The organism is Nioella nitratireducens (assembly GCF_001879715.1).
Taxonomy (GTDB): Bacteria; Pseudomonadota; Alphaproteobacteria; order Rhodobacterales; family Rhodobacteraceae; genus Nioella; species Nioella nitratireducens.
Genome location: NZ_MNBW01000009.1, coordinates 52,679 through 67,975 on the forward strand (window position 1 = coordinate 52,679; position 15,297 = coordinate 67,975).

Genomic DNA, 15,297 nt, shown 5'->3' on the forward strand with positions numbered 1-15,297 from the left:
CACCGCTGAGCAAGAGCCAGCGCGAACACCACCACTACCTGACCGACGCGCTGGCGCGGGTCGAGTTCGACATGCACCACCGCATCTGGATCAACCACCGGGTGCCACGCGGCTGGCGCGAAATCGCCAATTCGCCCACCCCCGACAAACGCCGGGTGACCATCCGTCTGGATGAGGACGTGGTAAAGTTTTTCCGCAGCATGGGCCGCGACTACGGCCCCCGCATGAACGACGTGCTCAAGGGCTTCATGCACGCGAAACTGATGGGGCTGTTCAAGGGCGACGAGACCCTCGACCAGTTCCGGGAACAGGAAGAACACGGCCTGCCCGAGCGCCCCGGCTGGGGCCACACCGAAGACCAGATCGCCCGGATCGCACCATCAAACCATGGGATCAAACACCTAAGGCTACTCGCCGCTGCGCAGGTGGGATGCTCTTGGGACAACCGGGCATTCCATGCGTTCCTGGTGGCTGTCCTTTGCATCGCTTTCCAGCAGACGAGACGCGCACCATTGGCCCATTTCGCGATGTGGCAACAGCACCGTGCTTAGTGCCGGCGAAAGGTGTTGGGCGATTTCCTGGTCATCGTATCCCATGACGGCGATGGTTTTTCCGATGGTCTCGCCAAGCTCTTTCAGGGCCTCGTAGCAGCCGACTGCCATCAGGTCGTTGGCGCAGAAGATGGCATCGGGGCGCTGTCCACGCGCCATCAGTTTCAGCGTTGCTTCGCGTCCACCGCTCGGCAGGAAGTTGCCTTCGACGATCAGGGACGGATCGACGGGAATGCCTGCGGCCCGCAGGGTCCGCTCATAGCCTTCCATGCGCTGGTCCGATGCCTCCATCCACGGTTCGCCAGAGATGAACGCGATGGTCTTGTGACCAGAGTCTATCAGGAAGCGCGTAGCTTCCTCGCCGCCCCGCCTTTCGGCTGGCACCACCGACGCGAAGCGTGTGTCGGGGTCGTAGCAATTCAGCAAAACCGCCCGGTGTTTCGACAATGCCTCGGGCAGTGCCGCCTTTCGGGTCAGGATTGAGCCGTAGATCACGCCCTCGACCCTGTCGGCGGCCCACTTTCGCAGGATCGCAGTCTCGTAGCCCTTGTCGCCACCGGTCATGACCACCTCGACAAGCACGTTATGTTTCCACGCCTCTTCCTGCACGCCTTCGATCGAGATCGAGGCGAAGGGGCTGGTCGCCACCTCGTCGAACATCAGCCCGATGACACGCAGTCCCGTCGACGCCGGAGGCCGTCCCGCCGAGCGCGGGCGGTAGCCAAGCTCTGCCGCCGCATCCAGCACACGCTGGCGGGTATCGGGGCTGATCCGCATGTCTTCCATGCCGTTGAGGACGAAGGAGACAGTCGATTGAGAGACGCCCGCGCGCACCGCGACATCCTTCATCGTGACGCGCGCGCCTTGGGAATTCTTGCCGTGAGCCATGCACGCACCATAGCGGGTTGCGTTCCGCTAATAAATATTGCTAATATTTTTAGCAGAGGAAAACCGGGAGGATTCGGGCCTATAGCCCGACCGGAGATCGACCTGCAGGGAGGGCAGTCGGTGACCAGTATCAACAAACGCCGCAACCATCTGAGCGAAGCGCAGGCCGCATGGGTTCTGTTGTTGCCATTTCTGGCGGTCTACGGGGCGTTTCTTGTCTACCCGTTCTTCCGTGGCATCTGGATCAGCCTGCATGACTGGAACCTGTTGGCCGTAGCCTTCAACCCGGATGCCCGCGAATTCGTAGGAGTCCGCAATTACGAACGCATCATGTGGGGGCGGAACATCGAATGGGCCGCCCTTGCCCATCCGACCTTGCAGATCCTCGGGATCGCCGGGGTCGGTATCAGTGTCTTCCTTCGCTGGACGAACCGGGCCAGCCGCGCCACCGCCATTGCCCTTGGGCTGGCCTCGGTGCTGCTCTTTGTCCTCCCCGGCTTCCACCCCGGCGAAGGAGGGCGCTGGTATGATCGACGGTTTTGGCCAACCGTCGGCAATACGATCACCTTTGTGGGTCTGACGGTGCCCGGCGTCACGATCTCTGCGCTTGTGCTCGCGGCTGCCCTGAACCGTGAAACGCGGGCCATGTCGGTGCTGCGAACGCTGTTCTTCCTCAGTCAGGTCTTGTCGGTGACCGTGGTCACGCTGATCTGGCAGATCATGTTTTCGCCCCGGCAAGGGCTGATCGCCAATCTCACCGAGCTGTTCGGGGGATCGCCGATCGTGTGGCTGACCGATGAAAGCTTTGCCATGGCGGCCATCGTCATAACCACGATCTGGTGGTCGCTCGGCATCGCGATGATCCTGTTCCTGGCTGGTTTGCAGGATATCTCGAAAGACCTTTACGAGGCGGGTGCGCTCGACAATGCCACGGGGTTGCGCGCGTTCTGGCATATCACCCTGCCCAATCTGAAACGCACCGTGACGGTGGTGGTCGTGTTGCAAATAATTCTGCATTTTCAGGTATTTGGGCAATCCCACCTGATGACCAACGGTGGCCCTAACGACACCACGCAGGTGTTGGTGCGCTACATCTACCAGACCGCGTTCCGCGATAGCGAACTGGGGCGCGCCTCGGCAATGGCGGTGTTCCTCTTCGTCATCATGGGGTCGTTCTCGATCCTGCAATTCATTCTCGGACGGGAGGACGACTGATGCTGACCCGTGGCTACTATTGGCTGGTGACGGCGCTGGCGATCCCGGCCTTCCTGTGGCTGGTGCCGACGATCTGGATGGTGTCGCTGTCCTTTCAACCCAACGAGGTTCTGGCGCGCACCACGTCCTCTACCGCGCTTGGGCTTGTGCCGGTTCCCTTCACGTTCGAGAATTACACCGCGCTGTTTTCTTTCGGGCAAACGCCGCTGTGGTTCCTGAATTCGGTGATCGTTGCGCTTGGCATGACGCTTGGCGTGCTGGCGGTCTCAACCACTGCGGGCTACGCGTTGGCGCGGCTGGATTTCCGGTTCAAGACGCCGGTGATGATCCTGTGCCTCATTGGCCTGATGGTGCCCGAGCAGGCTGTGTTCATCCCGCTCTACACCATGTTCGCCGATCTCGGCTGGCACAACAGCTATCACGCGCTGATCCTGCCGCGCATGGCGGTGCCGATCGGAGTGTTCCTGATGATGCAGTTCTTTCGGGCGATCCCGCAAGACATCGAAGAGGCCGCGCGCCTCGATGGCGTGGGCTGGTTGCAAATCTTTCGCTACGTGATGCTGCCCCTGGCACGTCCGGCGATGATGACGCTGGCAATCCTGACGTTCCTCTATGCGTGGAACGACTATCTCTGGCCGCTCGTTTCGGCACAGCAGCGGGAATTTTTCACCATCACGCTCGGCCTTGCCAGCATTCAATCGAATTTCGCGCAATCGGAGGGGCTGGGCCGTGTCATGGCCTCGGGCGTTATCGCCTCGCTTCCGGTCGTGATCCTGTTCCTGATCTTCCAGCGCTACGTCGTCCAGGCGATGACTGCCGGCGGAAGCAAAGGATGACACCGGGGGATAACCCCAAAATACAAACCGGGAGGAGACCCATGAAACAGATCGTAATCGGGGCGGCAATGGTCGCGGCCACCGTGACCGGCGCAACCGCGCAAGAGGTGACGCTTGGCCGTTTCTTCGGCGCCTGTGAAGATGCAGGCACCGACACCACCACCAGCGTGGGAGAGGCCTGTATCATCCAGTCCATCATCAACGCCGCGTCCGAACAGATCGACGGCGTTACCGTCAACACGCTGCCCACCGACTGGGGCAACTACTACGACCAGATCAAGGCGGCCTATGCCGGGGGCACGCCGCCCGACATCCATGTCTTGCACCGCTCGGCTCTGGCTGAATTCGCGGGGCTTGGCGCATTGGCCGATCTGACCGACGACCTGGAGGCCGCCGGGATCGACCCCAACGACTGGGCCGACGCTGCACGCGATGCGGTGACGGTGGACGGTCGCATCATGGCCGTGCCGATGGATTTTCACGCCAACCTCTGGCACGTGAACATGGACCTGATGGAACAGGCGGGCCTTGTCGATGACAATGGAGAGCCGATCCTGCCGACGTCGCCGGAAGAGTTGTTGCAGCAGGCCCAGATGGTCCATGACGCAACCGGCCAAGATTACCTTGCCGCCGATTTCGCACAATTTCCCATTGGTGTGCGGCTGGTGCTGTCGCTGATGTGGCAGCAGGGCGAGAACATCTTTACCGAGGACGGCACGGCCACCATCGACACCGAGGCCGCCCGCAACGCGATCACCGCGATCACCCAACTCTTCGACGCAGGGCTCGCCAATCCTCAATTGAACTACGCCGACAGCCAGCAGGCTTTCCTGAACGGCGAAGCGGCGATCCTCGTGAATGGCACATGGGTCGTGGACCTTTACGATTCCGAGGCGGCTGATCCCGACGTGGCTTTGTCCAACTACTACGTGGCTGACTTCCCGACGCTCTTCGACGAAGGCGCAACATGGGCCGACAGCCATATGTGGGCGATCCCGGCCTCGGTTCAGCGGGACGACCCCGAGACCTATCAGGCCGCGTTGCAGGTTCTGGCGTTCATCAACGATCACAACATCGACTGGGCCCGGACTGGCCACATGTCCGTGCGCAATTCGGTTCTGAGCTCTGACGCCTATGCCGCCCTGCCGCACCGCTCGGAATATGCCGGCACCGCGGAAATCGCCCGCGATACGCCGCCCTCAGAGCGATATGGCGCTATCCAGGACGTGCTGAATCGCGAATTTCAGGCGATCTGGCTGACCGACAAGCCGATCGGCGACGCGCTCGGCGATGCCGAGTTGGACGTTCAGGATCTGCTTGACCGCTAAGACCCATCGACCAGGCCCGTCCCCGCGGTAGGGGGCGGGCCGTATTTTGCCAAGACGAGGCCGCCAATGACCCGCTGGACACAATCGGATGCCAATCGCTGGTGGTCCTCCAAGCCCTGGATTTGCGGGGTCAATTTCCTGCCCTCCACGGCGGTGAACTTCCTGGAGATGTGGCACCCCGACAGTTTCGACCGCCCAACGATCGAGCGCGAACTGGGGTGGGCGGGCGAGATCGGGTTCAATGCAATCCGCGTCAACCTGCACGCGCTGGTATGGGAACATGACGCAGAGGGCCAGCTGGAGAGGCTCGACTGGCTCATGGGTGTCGCGGATCGCAACGGCATGGCCACCGTCCCCTGTTTTTTCGACGATTGCGGATTCGGTGGTGCCGAGCCGGTTTACGGGCCGCAGCCTGACCCGGTGCCCGACGTCCACAACAGCCGTGCAGTGGCCAGCCCCGGACGCCTGGCGGTGCAGGATCGCGCCCGCTGGCCCGGCTACGAGGCCTATCTGCGCGGGATCACCCGCGCCTTTCGCAGCGACGCGCGGGTGCTGTTCTGGGATCTCTACAACGAACCCGGCAACCGCATGGTCTTCACCGCAGATGGCGCGCAGGAACACGTTCCGGATTTTTCCGCCGATAGCCTTGCCCTCATGCGCGCCTGCTTCGACTGGGCGCGCGTCGAGGCCCCCGAACAGCCGCTGACCGTCGGTGCATGGACAACGCCCCTGCCGGGCTCGACCGATGCGCCCTACCAGACAGAGATGGACCGGGCCGCGTTGGACCTGTCCGATATCATCACCTTCCACGCCTATTGGGACGCGCCCCATGTGGGCCGGTTCATCGACCATCTGGCCCCCTTGGAGCGGCCCATGCTTTGTACGGAATGGATGGCCCGTCCTATCGGCAGCCGCATTGACGATCAGTTGGACCTGTACAAATCACGTGGCGTCGGCTGCTTTCAATGGGGGCTGGTCAAGGGCCGCACCCAGACGCACCTGCCATGGCCAGCCGAACTGGTCAAAGCGCATGGAGGGCAGGCGGATCGCAGTGTCTGGTTTCATGACCTGCTCCATCAGGATGGCACGCCATATATCGAAGACGAAATCGGTTTGACCAGGGAATTGACCGGCACGCCTGCCACCACTCGGCAGGTTTCCGGATAAGTGAACCTTGCCGCATCGCTTTGGCAGCCCGCGCCTTGCCATGAAGGGCGGTTGCGCTTGATTGAGGGACCGCGGGGTTGGCCCGCGATCCGCCCAACCTGCATCTGTCTTAGAAGTCGAGGTTTTCCACGCTCAGCGCGTTTTGCTGAATGAACTCTCGGCGGGGTTCCACCACGTCGCCCATCAGTTTGGTAAAGATATCGTCGGCCTCGGCCATATCTTCGACCTTCACCTGCAACAGCGTCCGGGCCTCGGGGTCCAGCGTGGTTTCCCACAGCTGGTTGGGGTTCATCTCGCCCAGACCCTTGTAACGTTGCAAGGTCAGGCCCTTTTCGCCCTCTTCCAGAATCGCATCCAGCAGGTCGGTCGGCCCGTGGATCAGTGTTTGCCGGTCCTTTCGCGCCAGATGCGCCGGGTCGCGATAGACGTCGCGGGTTTGCATCGACACCTCGGAAAGCTTGCGCGCCTCGCCAGAGCGCAGAACGGCGCCATCGAGCGTGCGAATTTCCTCGACCCCGCGCAGCACACGGGACAGGCGAATGCCGTGATCTTGCGTGATCCGGCCCTGCCAGCCACGCTCGTATTCCAAGGCGACCTGGTCGAGCCGCGCTGATACGCTGTCGGCCACTCTTTGCAGGTCTTCATCGGCGCGACCGGGGTCGAACGCCCCGGACAGGGCTGCCTGTTCGAGAATGCGGCGCGGGTAATGGGTCGGGAAGGCTTCGAGGATGCGTTTGAAGTTGCGGGCGCCCTCGACGACGCGGGCCAGATCCTGACCGGCGATTTCCTCGCCATTGGGCAGGCGCAGCACCGCCCCGTCGACACCCATCTGGATCAGGTAATCCTCCAGCGATGCGTGATCCTTGAGATAGACCTCGGACCGTCCCCGCGCGACCTTGTAGAGCGGCGGTTGCGCGATGTAGAGATAGCCGCCTTCGATGATCTCGGGCATCTGCCGGAAGAAGAAGGTCAGCAGCAGCGTGCGAATATGCGCGCCGTCCACGTCGGCGTCGGTCATGATGACGATCTTGTGGTAGCGCAGTTTCGAGATGTTGAACTCGTCCCGACCGATCCCGGTGCCAAGCGCGGTGATCAGCGTGCCGATCTCCTGGCTCGACAGCATCCGGTCGAACCGGGCACGTTCCACGTTCAGGATCTTGCCGCGCAGGGGCAGCACCGCCTGATTATACCGCGAGCGGCCTTGCTTGGCCGAGCCGCCGGCCGAGTCCCCCTCGACGAGGAACAGTTCGGAATTGGCTGGGTCTTTTTCCTGACAATCGGCAAGCTTGCCGGGCAGGCTGGCCACATCCATCGCCGTCTTGCGGCGGGTCAGTTCGCGCGCTTTGCGGGCAGCTTCCCGGGCGAGGGCGGCTTCGATGATCTTGCCGACGATGACCTTGGCCTGATTGGGATGTTCTTCGAACCATTCCGCCAGTTTCTCGTTCATCAACCCTTCGACCGCGGGCCGCACCTCTGAGGAGACGAGCTTGTCCTTGGTCTGCGAGCTGAATTTCGGGTCGGGCACCTTCACCGACAGCACGCAGGTCAGGCCTTCGCGGGCATCATCACCGCTGAAGGTCACCTTTTCCCGCTTCGCGATTCCCGAGGACGCCGCGTAGAGGTTGATGGTCCGCGTCAGCGCGCCCCGGAAGCCCGCCATATGGGTGCCGCCATCGCGTTGCGGAATGTTGTTGGTAAACGGCAACACTGTCTCGTGGTAGCTGTCGTTCCACCACAGCGCCGCTTCGATTTCGATGTCGTCACGGGTGCCGGTGATGTAGATCGGCTCTTCCATCATCGAATGCTTCGAGCGGTCCAGGTAGCGGACGAATTCCTTGACCCCGCCCTCGTAGAACAGCTCCGACCGAAGCGGTTCCGCCGGGCGATGATCTTCCAGAATGATCCGCGCGCCGGAGTTCAGGAACGCGAGTTCCCGCAACCGGTTTTCCAGCGTCTTGAAGTTGTATTCGAGGTTGGAAAAAGTCGTGGTCGACGCGAGGAACCGCACTTCGGTGCCCCGCTCGTCACCTGCGTCGCCCACGACCTCCAGGTGTTTCACCGTTTCGCCACGCTCAAAGCGGGCGTAGTGTTCCTTGCCTTCGCGCCAGATCCGCAGTTCCAGCCAATCGGACAGCGCGTTCACCACCGAAACACCGACGCCATGCAGGCCGCCCGAAACCTTGTAGGCGTTGTCGTCGAACTTCCCGCCCGCATGCAGTTGGGTCATGATGACCTCGGCCGCACTGACGCCTTCCCCGGCGTGGATTCCGACAGGAATCCCCCGGCCGTTGTCCCGCACGGTCACGGAATTATCGGCGTTTATCGTGACGCTCACGAAGTCGGCATGGCCTGCCAAAGCCTCGTCGATGCCGTTGTCCACGACCTCGTACACCATGTGGTGCAGGCCCGAGCCGTCATCTGTATCCCCGATATACATGCCGGGGCGTTTGCGAACTGCCTCCAAGCCTTTGAGAACCTTGATGGATTCTGCGCCGTAACTATCGGTCGCCTGCGCGTTTTCGGTCATGCCTGACACCTGTTTTTCTTGTCTCGTCCTTATACGTCCCGTGGCCGGGATTGTCACGGGTTCGACACAAAATATTGGGTGGCGGCGATGTGCTATCTACCGGTTCTGGCGCTGTTCAGGGCGTCTTGCCCCACGCTTGCGGGTCAACCGGCCACAGGCTGTCCCTTTCGCGGCGTCGGGCCCCCTCAGGTCAAAGCAATGATCCCCGCCACTCCGATCAGCAACCCGCCTGCAACGCGGTTGACGGTGGCAAGAGCCCCGGGAGAGGTGATCAACCGCCGCGCCCGGTCCACGAACGCGGAAAACATCAGGTTGCCGACGAGCGGTACCCCCATCGAGATCAGCGCGATCACGGCCACGTCCGACCGTGTCAGCGTGGTCAGATCGAAGAAGCCGGGCAGCATCCCCATGTAAAACAGCACCGCCTTGGGATTGGCAAGGATCGCCGCCAGCCCGGCGACGAACCCGGCCCATGCCCCCTTGCGATTCAGGCGACTGTCGGCCTCGATTCCCCGGTTGGCATGGCGGATCAGCATCAGCCCCATCAGGGCAAACACCGCCACCGCCAGCCAGCGCAGGATGTCCATCACCCCCGCATAGCTTTGCACCACCCAGCTCAGCCCGAGGATCGCCAGCAGCGACCACGCCATATCGCCAAGCGCGACGCCCAGCATCAACGGCAACGCCGCGCCGACCCCATGCGCCAGCGTCCGCGCGGCAAGCGCCAGCCAGACCGGCCCCGGCGTCAGGAACAGGATGAACAGTGCCCCGGCATAGAGCGCGGCCTGCGCGAGGGTAAGCGTCATGGAAAGCCTCTCAGAACAGCGGGCCGAGCAGGTCAATCGCCGCCCGTCCGTCCCAGTGCCTAGAGCCGAGTGGAAGCACCATCAAGCTTTCGATTGTATCGGTAACAACCCCTGCGGGGCGGCCGCTGTCAAAGGCGATGTGGGTGACGGGATTGGATTGCGCCTTGAACCCGAGCGGGGCGTAAAGGCCGGGATGACCGAAAAGGACCATGGCCTCTGCCACGGTGTCTCTGGCTTGGGCTATGGCCTGTTTCATCAAAGCGCTGCCGATGCCTCGGCCTTGATGGTCGGGATGGGTGGCCACCTCGGCGACGCCTGCGATCGTCAGTATCTCGGCGCCCATCCCGATGGCCCGGAGGTGAAGTGCGACATGGCCGATCAGCCCCGGGCCTGCCCAAGCCATGATCCGCAGGTGGTGGCGCTGCTTGTGAAAAGAGCGGCCTCCGAACCCGGCCTCCGTCCCGAACGCGGCTTGCAACAGGTCGGCAATGGCCTGATCCGCGTCACGCGCCAGCGCGTGTTCCGGCGTGATCTCAATCCGCATCGGGCAAGGTCAGGCTGCCGTCGTCGTTGAGCGGCCAGAAAGGGTTCATCGCCAGTTCCCAGACATGGCCGTCAGGGTCCGCGAAATAGCCAGAATAGCCGCCCCAGAACACCGTTTGGGGTGCCTTCAGGGCGGTCGCCCCGGCCTGAACCGCGCGGGCATAGGCGGCGTCCACCTCGGCTTCGGTCGCAAAGTTCTGCGCAAGGGTCGTGGCCCTGGTGCCAAGCGCCGCCCCGGCGCGGCCCTGATCCGCCGCCAGATCCTCTACCCCGAACAACCCAACGGCAAACCCGTTCGCCTGGTAAAATGTCACGGCCTCCTGGCTCTCTGGGTGCATTTTCCAGCCGAGCGCGGCATAGAAGGCGCGTGACCGGGCCATGTCGGCCACGCCAAGAGTGATGAGGGTAACGCGCTGTGGGGTCATCGGTCCGTTCCTGTTTGCGTGACAGAGGAATGTCCGTCCGTCTCCGTGATCTCGAAATACTGTGCCCGGTCGCCAAGTTCTGCAAACAGCTCCGGTCCGGTGCCGGTCATCCATGCTTGCCCACCAAGTGCGCAAATCTCGTCAAAGAGCGCCGCGCGCCGGGCGACGTCCAGATGTGCCGCGATTTCGTCAAGCAGCACCAGGGGCGCGGCGCCGGTCTCGGCCTTGAGCGCGCGGGCATTGGCGAGGATGAGCGAGATCAGCAGCGCCTTTTGCTCGCCCGTCGAACAGAGCCGCGCCTCGGTCTGCTTCGCCGCGTAGATCGCCCCAAGGTCGCTGCGGTGCGGGCCGATCAGGCTGCGCCCTGCGGCAAGGTCTCGGGGGCGCGACAAGGCGTGCGCAGATGCAAACGCTTCTGCCGTGGTCAGCCCCTCGCTGCCCTCGGCCTCGACAAGCTGAAGCGCGGCCACCGGAAACGCTGTCTCCGCACCCTCTTGTGCCGCTGCCAACCGCGCCACTGCCTTGCTTCGGTGCGCCACGATCCGCGCGGCGGCCTCAGCCATCTGTGCCTCGACCGCCGCATACCACGTCGCGTCGCGCACCTGATCCTTCAACATCCGATTGCGTTCGCGCATGGCCTTTTCATGGGTCAGCACCGCGTCGCCATGCTCGGGCGAAAAACTCATGGTGATCCGGTCCAGAAACCGCCGCCGCCCCTCGGCCCCTTCGATCCACAAACGGTCCTGCGCCGGAATCAGCCAGACAATCCGCGTCAGCCCCGCGAGGGACAATTGTGGTTCCGGCTTGCCGTCGATGCGCAGGCTGCGCGATTGTCCGGCTTCCGCCCCCATCTCCAGTTCGTGAAATCGTCCGCCGGTGATCAGCTCGGCCTTGATCTTCCAGCCAAGCGCCTCGGGCCTGCGCGCCATTTCCTCTGCCGCCGCACGCCGCAGGCCGCGACCGGGCGACAGCAGCGAGACAGCCTCCAGTATATTGGTCTTGCCCGCACCATTGGGACCGAAGAGCGCAACGGGCCGCCCGTCCAGCACCATCGCCGCCCGCTTGTGCGAGCGGAAATGCGAAAGGGTCAGCGCGCGCACATAGGTGCTGGCCATGACCCTCTCCTTCTTCTTGGTTCAAATACTCCCGCCGGAGGCGCGATTTTCCCTGGAAAAATCGCCTTCGTCACACCCGCATCGGCATCACGACATAGACCGCGCTCGTGTCATTGCCTTCCCGCATCAGGGTCGGATCGCCGGAGGAGTTGAACAGGAAAACCGCGTTTTCGCGGTCTACCTGGCTGGCGATCTCCAGCAGGTATTTCGCGTTGAACCCGATCTCCAGCTTTTCGTCGCCATAAGCCACGGCCAGCTCTTCCTCTGCGGCGCCGCTGTCGGGGGCGTTCACCGACAGGATCAGCCGGTCTTCGTCGAGCGAGAGTTTCACCGCGCGCGAGCGTTCCGAGGACACGGTTGCCACCCGGTCCACCGCCTTGGCGAATTCGCTGGCATCCACTTCCATCCTGCGGGTGTTCCCGATCGGAATGACGCGGGTGTAATCGGGGAAGGTGCCGTCGATGACCTTCGAGGTCAGGGTGATATCCGGCGTTGCAAACCGCACCTTGGTTTCCGAGACCGAGACAGCAATCGACATCTCGTCATCATCCAGAAGCTTGCGCAATTCGCCCACCGTCTTGCGGGGCACGATCACACCGGGCATGTTCTCGGCCCCTGCGGGCAGCGGCATGTCCACGCGGGCCAGACGGTGGCCATCAGTTGCCACGCAGCGCAGAACCTGTCCGTCGTCGCCTTGCGCCACATGCATGTAGACGCCGTTCAGGTAATAGCGCGTTTCCTCGGTGGAGATCGCGAATTTCGACTTGTCGAACAGCCGCCGCAACTCTGGCGCCTTGGCCGAGAAATTGGCGCTGTATTCGGTGGTGGCCATCACCGGGAAATCCTCTCGCGGTAGCGTCGCCAGCGAGAACGAGGATCGTCCTGCATTCACCGTCAGCCGCCCCGAGGCCCCGTCGTCGATCAATTGCACAAGGGCCCCGTCGGGCAGCTTGCGCACGATTTCATGCAAGGTCACGGCCGACACGGTCGTGGCCCCCGCGCGCTCGACCTGTGCCGGGGCCTTGTCCACCACCTCGATATCAAGGTCGGTCGCGCGAAAACTGGCGCTGTCGCCCTCGGCTTCGATCAGGACATTGGCCAGGATCGGAATGGTGTTGCGGCGTTCCACAACGGATTGTGCCTGAGAGACGGCCTTGAGCAGCGCCGCGCGTTCAATACTGATCTTCATGTCCTGGCTCCGACGAGGTGCGGGGGCGGTGAGGGTAGCCTCTCTGCCCGCAAGCACAAGAGTTTTTTCGGAGTTTGGCCAATGGGCGCGCGGCGTCAATGGGCGGATCGGATTTTCGTAGAAATTACTTGCCGCTGCGCCCCGCTGGCCGCGGGTGTCGACGCTTTCGGCGCCGACCCGGGCGGGGGGATACTCCCCCGTCGCCATTGGGCTTGAGCCAATGGCGCATCCAATGACGCCCCCCCTGGAGTATTTTCACCAAGAAGAAGGGGTCAGGCCTCCAGCATCCGCCGCAACAGCTCCGCGTCCTCGGCGATCTGGCTGTCGACCGAAATCAGTTCCTCGATCTTGCGGACCCCGTGCAGGATCGTGGTGTGGTCGCGGCCGCCGAACTTTCGACCGATCTCTGGCAGCGAGCGCGATGTCAGCTTCTTGCACAGATACATCGCCATCTGCCGGGGCCGCGCGATGTTGCGGGCACGGCTGGGGCTCATCAGGTCGGACTGGCGCAGGTGATAATGCTCGCAGGTCTTCTTGATGATCTCGTCCATGGTGACCTTGCGGTCGGTGGCGCGCAGGATGTCGGACAGGCATTCCTGCGTCATGTCCATTGTGATTTCGCAGCCGATCAGGTCGGCAAAGGCAAAGAGACGCGTGAGTGCGCCTTCCAGCACGCGCACATTGGTCGAGATGCGATGCGCGATGAATTCCAGCACGCCCGGCGCAATGCGCAGGTCGGGGGTGCGCTCGCGTTGTGCCTCGACCTTTTGTTGCAGAATGCCGAGGCGCAGTTCGTAATCCGTCGGGTGCAGATCGACCACCAGTCCGCATTGCAACCGCGAGGCAATGCGATTGTCGAGTTCATCCATATCCACCGGCGCGCGGTCGCCCGAAATGACGATCTGCTTGCCCAGTTCCACCAGGGCGTTGAACGTGTGGAAGAATTCTTCCTGCGTCGAATTCTTGCCGGCGATGAACTGCACGTCATCCACCATCAAAACGTCGATCGAGCGGAATACCTCCTTGAAGGACAGCGTGTCCTGATCACGCAATGCGCGGATGAAGCGGTACATGAACTGTTCCGCCGACAGGTAGATGACCTTGAGGTCGGGCTTGTTGTTGCGCAATTCCCAGGCGATGGCGTGCATCAGGTGCGTCTTGCCGAGACCGACCCCGCCATAAAGAAACAGCGGGTTGAAGGACACGGCCCCGCCTTCAGCGACGCGACGCGCGGCGGCATGTGCCAGTTCGTTGGGTTTGCCGACAACGAAATTCGAGAATGTCAGGCTGGGGTTCAACGCCGATTCCGGCATGCCGTGCGTCGTGACCGCGACAGGCGCCGTGCGCGGCGCGACCTGCGCGGCAGGTTGCGACCGGCGGGCGTCCGTCCCATTGGCGTGATCGGCATTGGCCGGGGTCATGGGGGCCTGCCCGTTGACCGCGAACTCGACGCGCTCGACGTCCAGCCCGGACGAGATCAGGTGCCGCAGAATCACATCGCCGAAATGCTGAGAAACCCATGTTCCGATGAAGTTCGTCGGAACGACCAGACGCGCGGTGCGGTCTTCCACCGTGTCGAAGCTGATTGGCTCAATCCAGGCAGAAAAATTGTTCTTTCCCACAGATTTCAGCAGTTCGCCCCGAACGTGTCCCCATTGATCTTGTGTCATTCTGATCCCGTCATTTTTAGACACGGCCCGATTGAATGGTCCGCGTGGGCGGTCGTTGCGCCGCCCAAACCCTTGTGCCTGCGCGATCTCCATAAATCTCTTCAGAGGGCCAAGACATGATGCCGTGACAGCATCTCGCCCCACCTTGGCCAACAGGAGGCGGTCTTTCGACCGAACAGAGGCCACCAGCCAAAAGACCACCACCACGGCCCCGACTCTATTGGTCTTGTGGGGTCGCTGCGATGAAACTCAGGTTGGAGGTCGTCGGACACTGACTCCTGCCGTCGTCGAAATCGTCGACAACAGAAACCAAACCCAGCTAAAGCCACGAAAGACGCCTGTCTCTCGCACTTGCTGGTCCAAGGCATCGCACGAAACCGAATTTGATTCCTTGGAAGGAAGCCCTCCAATGTGCTGACGCCCTAATGTCCCCCCAGACTATGTGAATCGCTGAGGTCTAAGCTAGCGGGACTCCGCGTAAACCCGCAACGACTCTTCGCCCTTGACTCTGGCCTCTTCAAGAACGAATCCGCCGGGCCGTTTGTAAGGGTGCCGAAGAACAAGGATTTTTCCGAAACAAAAAAGGCGCCCCGCTTGGGACGCCTTATAATCAAGCTGTTGCAGCTTTGCCTCAGGCGGCCATCGCCTTCACGCGGGACGACAGGCGAGACATTTTTCGGGCCACGGTGTTCTTGTGCAGAACGCCTTTGGTCACGCCGCGCATCAGCTCGGGCTGGACTTCGCGCAGGGCGGTTTTGGCGGCATCCTGATCGCCGGAAGCAATGGCTTCCTCGACCTTGCGAAGGTAGGTGCGGATGCGCGAACGGCGGGCTTTGTTGATGGCGAAGCGACGCTCGTTCTGGCGGGCGCGTTTCTTGGCTTGAGGCGAATTGGCCATATATCGGTTCCCTTCGTGGGTCTAATGTCTAACAGGTAGCGCCGAAGCCCACGAACCGGGTTTTCCGAACCGGTCGAATCCGGCCAAAGCGGGCCTCACGCGCATGTCTGGCGGCGCTCTTAGGCCAGAATTGTCGGAA

At 62.4% G+C, this 15,297-nt stretch carries 13 protein-coding genes and 1 pseudogene; 5 read left to right on the plus strand and 9 right to left on the minus strand.

What is annotated here, in order from left to right; all coding sequences use genetic code 11:
- Window positions 1-71: 71 nt before the first annotated feature.
- Window positions 72-239 (plus strand): annotated as a pseudogene (locus tag BKY27_RS20355) (BrnA antitoxin family protein); the annotation flags it as partial.
- 168 nt (window positions 240-407) lie between these two features.
- Here BKY27_RS20355 and BKY27_RS10595 read toward each other — a convergent pair.
- The gene (locus tag BKY27_RS10595) at window positions 408-1,439 is read right to left on the minus strand and encodes a LacI family DNA-binding transcriptional regulator (protein WP_071674456.1); all 1,032 of its coding nucleotides are present in this window, start codon (window positions 1,437-1,439) and stop codon (window positions 408-410) included.
- Between the two features lie 120 nt (window positions 1,440-1,559).
- Between BKY27_RS10595 and BKY27_RS10600 the strand changes: the two genes are divergently transcribed.
- From BKY27_RS10600 to BKY27_RS10615, 4 genes are all read left to right on the plus strand, one after another.
- Window positions 1,560-2,654 (plus strand): carbohydrate ABC transporter permease, encoded by a 1,095-nt coding sequence (locus BKY27_RS10600; RefSeq protein ID WP_199559097.1) that lies wholly within the window; start codon window positions 1,560-1,562, stop codon window positions 2,652-2,654.
- A complete protein-coding gene (locus BKY27_RS10605) occupies window positions 2,654-3,490 on the plus strand; it encodes a carbohydrate ABC transporter permease (protein WP_071674457.1) in 837 nt (278 codons plus the stop codon). The genes BKY27_RS10600 and BKY27_RS10605 overlap by 1 nt, the downstream gene beginning before the upstream one ends.
- 41 nt (window positions 3,491-3,531) lie before the next feature.
- Window positions 3,532-4,818: an extracellular solute-binding protein gene (locus BKY27_RS10610; protein WP_071674458.1), complete on the plus strand. Its 1,287-nt coding sequence runs from the start codon at window positions 3,532-3,534 to the stop codon at window positions 4,816-4,818.
- 66 nt (window positions 4,819-4,884) lie between these two features.
- A complete protein-coding gene (locus tag BKY27_RS10615; RefSeq protein ID WP_071674459.1) occupies window positions 4,885-5,985 on the plus strand; it encodes a glycoside hydrolase 5 family protein in 1,101 nt (366 codons plus the stop codon).
- A 109-nt stretch (window positions 5,986-6,094) separates the two neighbouring features.
- Here BKY27_RS10615 and gyrB read toward each other — a convergent pair whose 3' ends face one another.
- From gyrB to rpsT, 8 genes are all read right to left on the minus strand, one after another.
- Window positions 6,095-8,512, minus strand: a complete 2,418-nt coding sequence (gyrB, locus tag BKY27_RS10620; RefSeq protein WP_071674460.1) for a DNA topoisomerase (ATP-hydrolyzing) subunit B — start codon at window positions 8,510-8,512, stop codon at window positions 6,095-6,097.
- Between the two features lie 185 nt (window positions 8,513-8,697).
- The gene (locus tag BKY27_RS10625; RefSeq protein ID WP_071674461.1) at window positions 8,698-9,318 is read right to left on the minus strand and encodes a LysE family translocator; all 621 of its coding nucleotides are present in this window, start codon (window positions 9,316-9,318) and stop codon (window positions 8,698-8,700) included.
- 10 nt (window positions 9,319-9,328) lie between these two features.
- Complete coding sequence (locus BKY27_RS10630; protein WP_071674462.1) at window positions 9,329-9,862, minus strand: GNAT family N-acetyltransferase; 534 nt, start codon at window positions 9,860-9,862, stop codon at window positions 9,329-9,331.
- On the minus strand, window positions 9,852-10,286 hold the full coding sequence (locus tag BKY27_RS10635; protein WP_071674463.1) for a VOC family protein: 435 nt from the start codon (window positions 10,284-10,286) through the stop codon (window positions 9,852-9,854). The genes BKY27_RS10630 and BKY27_RS10635 overlap by 11 nt, the downstream gene beginning before the upstream one ends.
- Window positions 10,283-11,401 (minus strand): DNA replication/repair protein RecF, encoded by a 1,119-nt coding sequence (gene recF / locus BKY27_RS10640; RefSeq protein WP_071674464.1) that lies wholly within the window; start codon window positions 11,399-11,401, stop codon window positions 10,283-10,285. The genes BKY27_RS10635 and recF overlap by 4 nt, the downstream gene beginning before the upstream one ends.
- Window positions 11,402-11,471: 70 nt before the next feature.
- Window positions 11,472-12,590 carry a DNA polymerase III subunit beta gene (dnaN, locus tag BKY27_RS10645; protein WP_071674465.1) on the minus strand — a complete coding sequence of 373 codons (1,119 nt, stop codon included), beginning with the start codon at window positions 12,588-12,590 and terminating at the stop codon, window positions 11,472-11,474.
- 272 nt (window positions 12,591-12,862) lie between these two features.
- Complete coding sequence (dnaA, locus tag BKY27_RS10650; protein ID WP_071674466.1) at window positions 12,863-14,260, minus strand: chromosomal replication initiator protein DnaA; 1,398 nt, start codon at window positions 14,258-14,260, stop codon at window positions 12,863-12,865.
- A gap of 631 nt (window positions 14,261-14,891) precedes the next feature.
- Window positions 14,892-15,158 carry a 30S ribosomal protein S20 gene (gene rpsT, locus BKY27_RS10655; RefSeq protein WP_071674467.1) on the minus strand — a complete coding sequence of 89 codons (267 nt, stop codon included), beginning with the start codon at window positions 15,156-15,158 and terminating at the stop codon, window positions 14,892-14,894.
- Window positions 15,159-15,297: the final 139 nt, after the last annotated feature.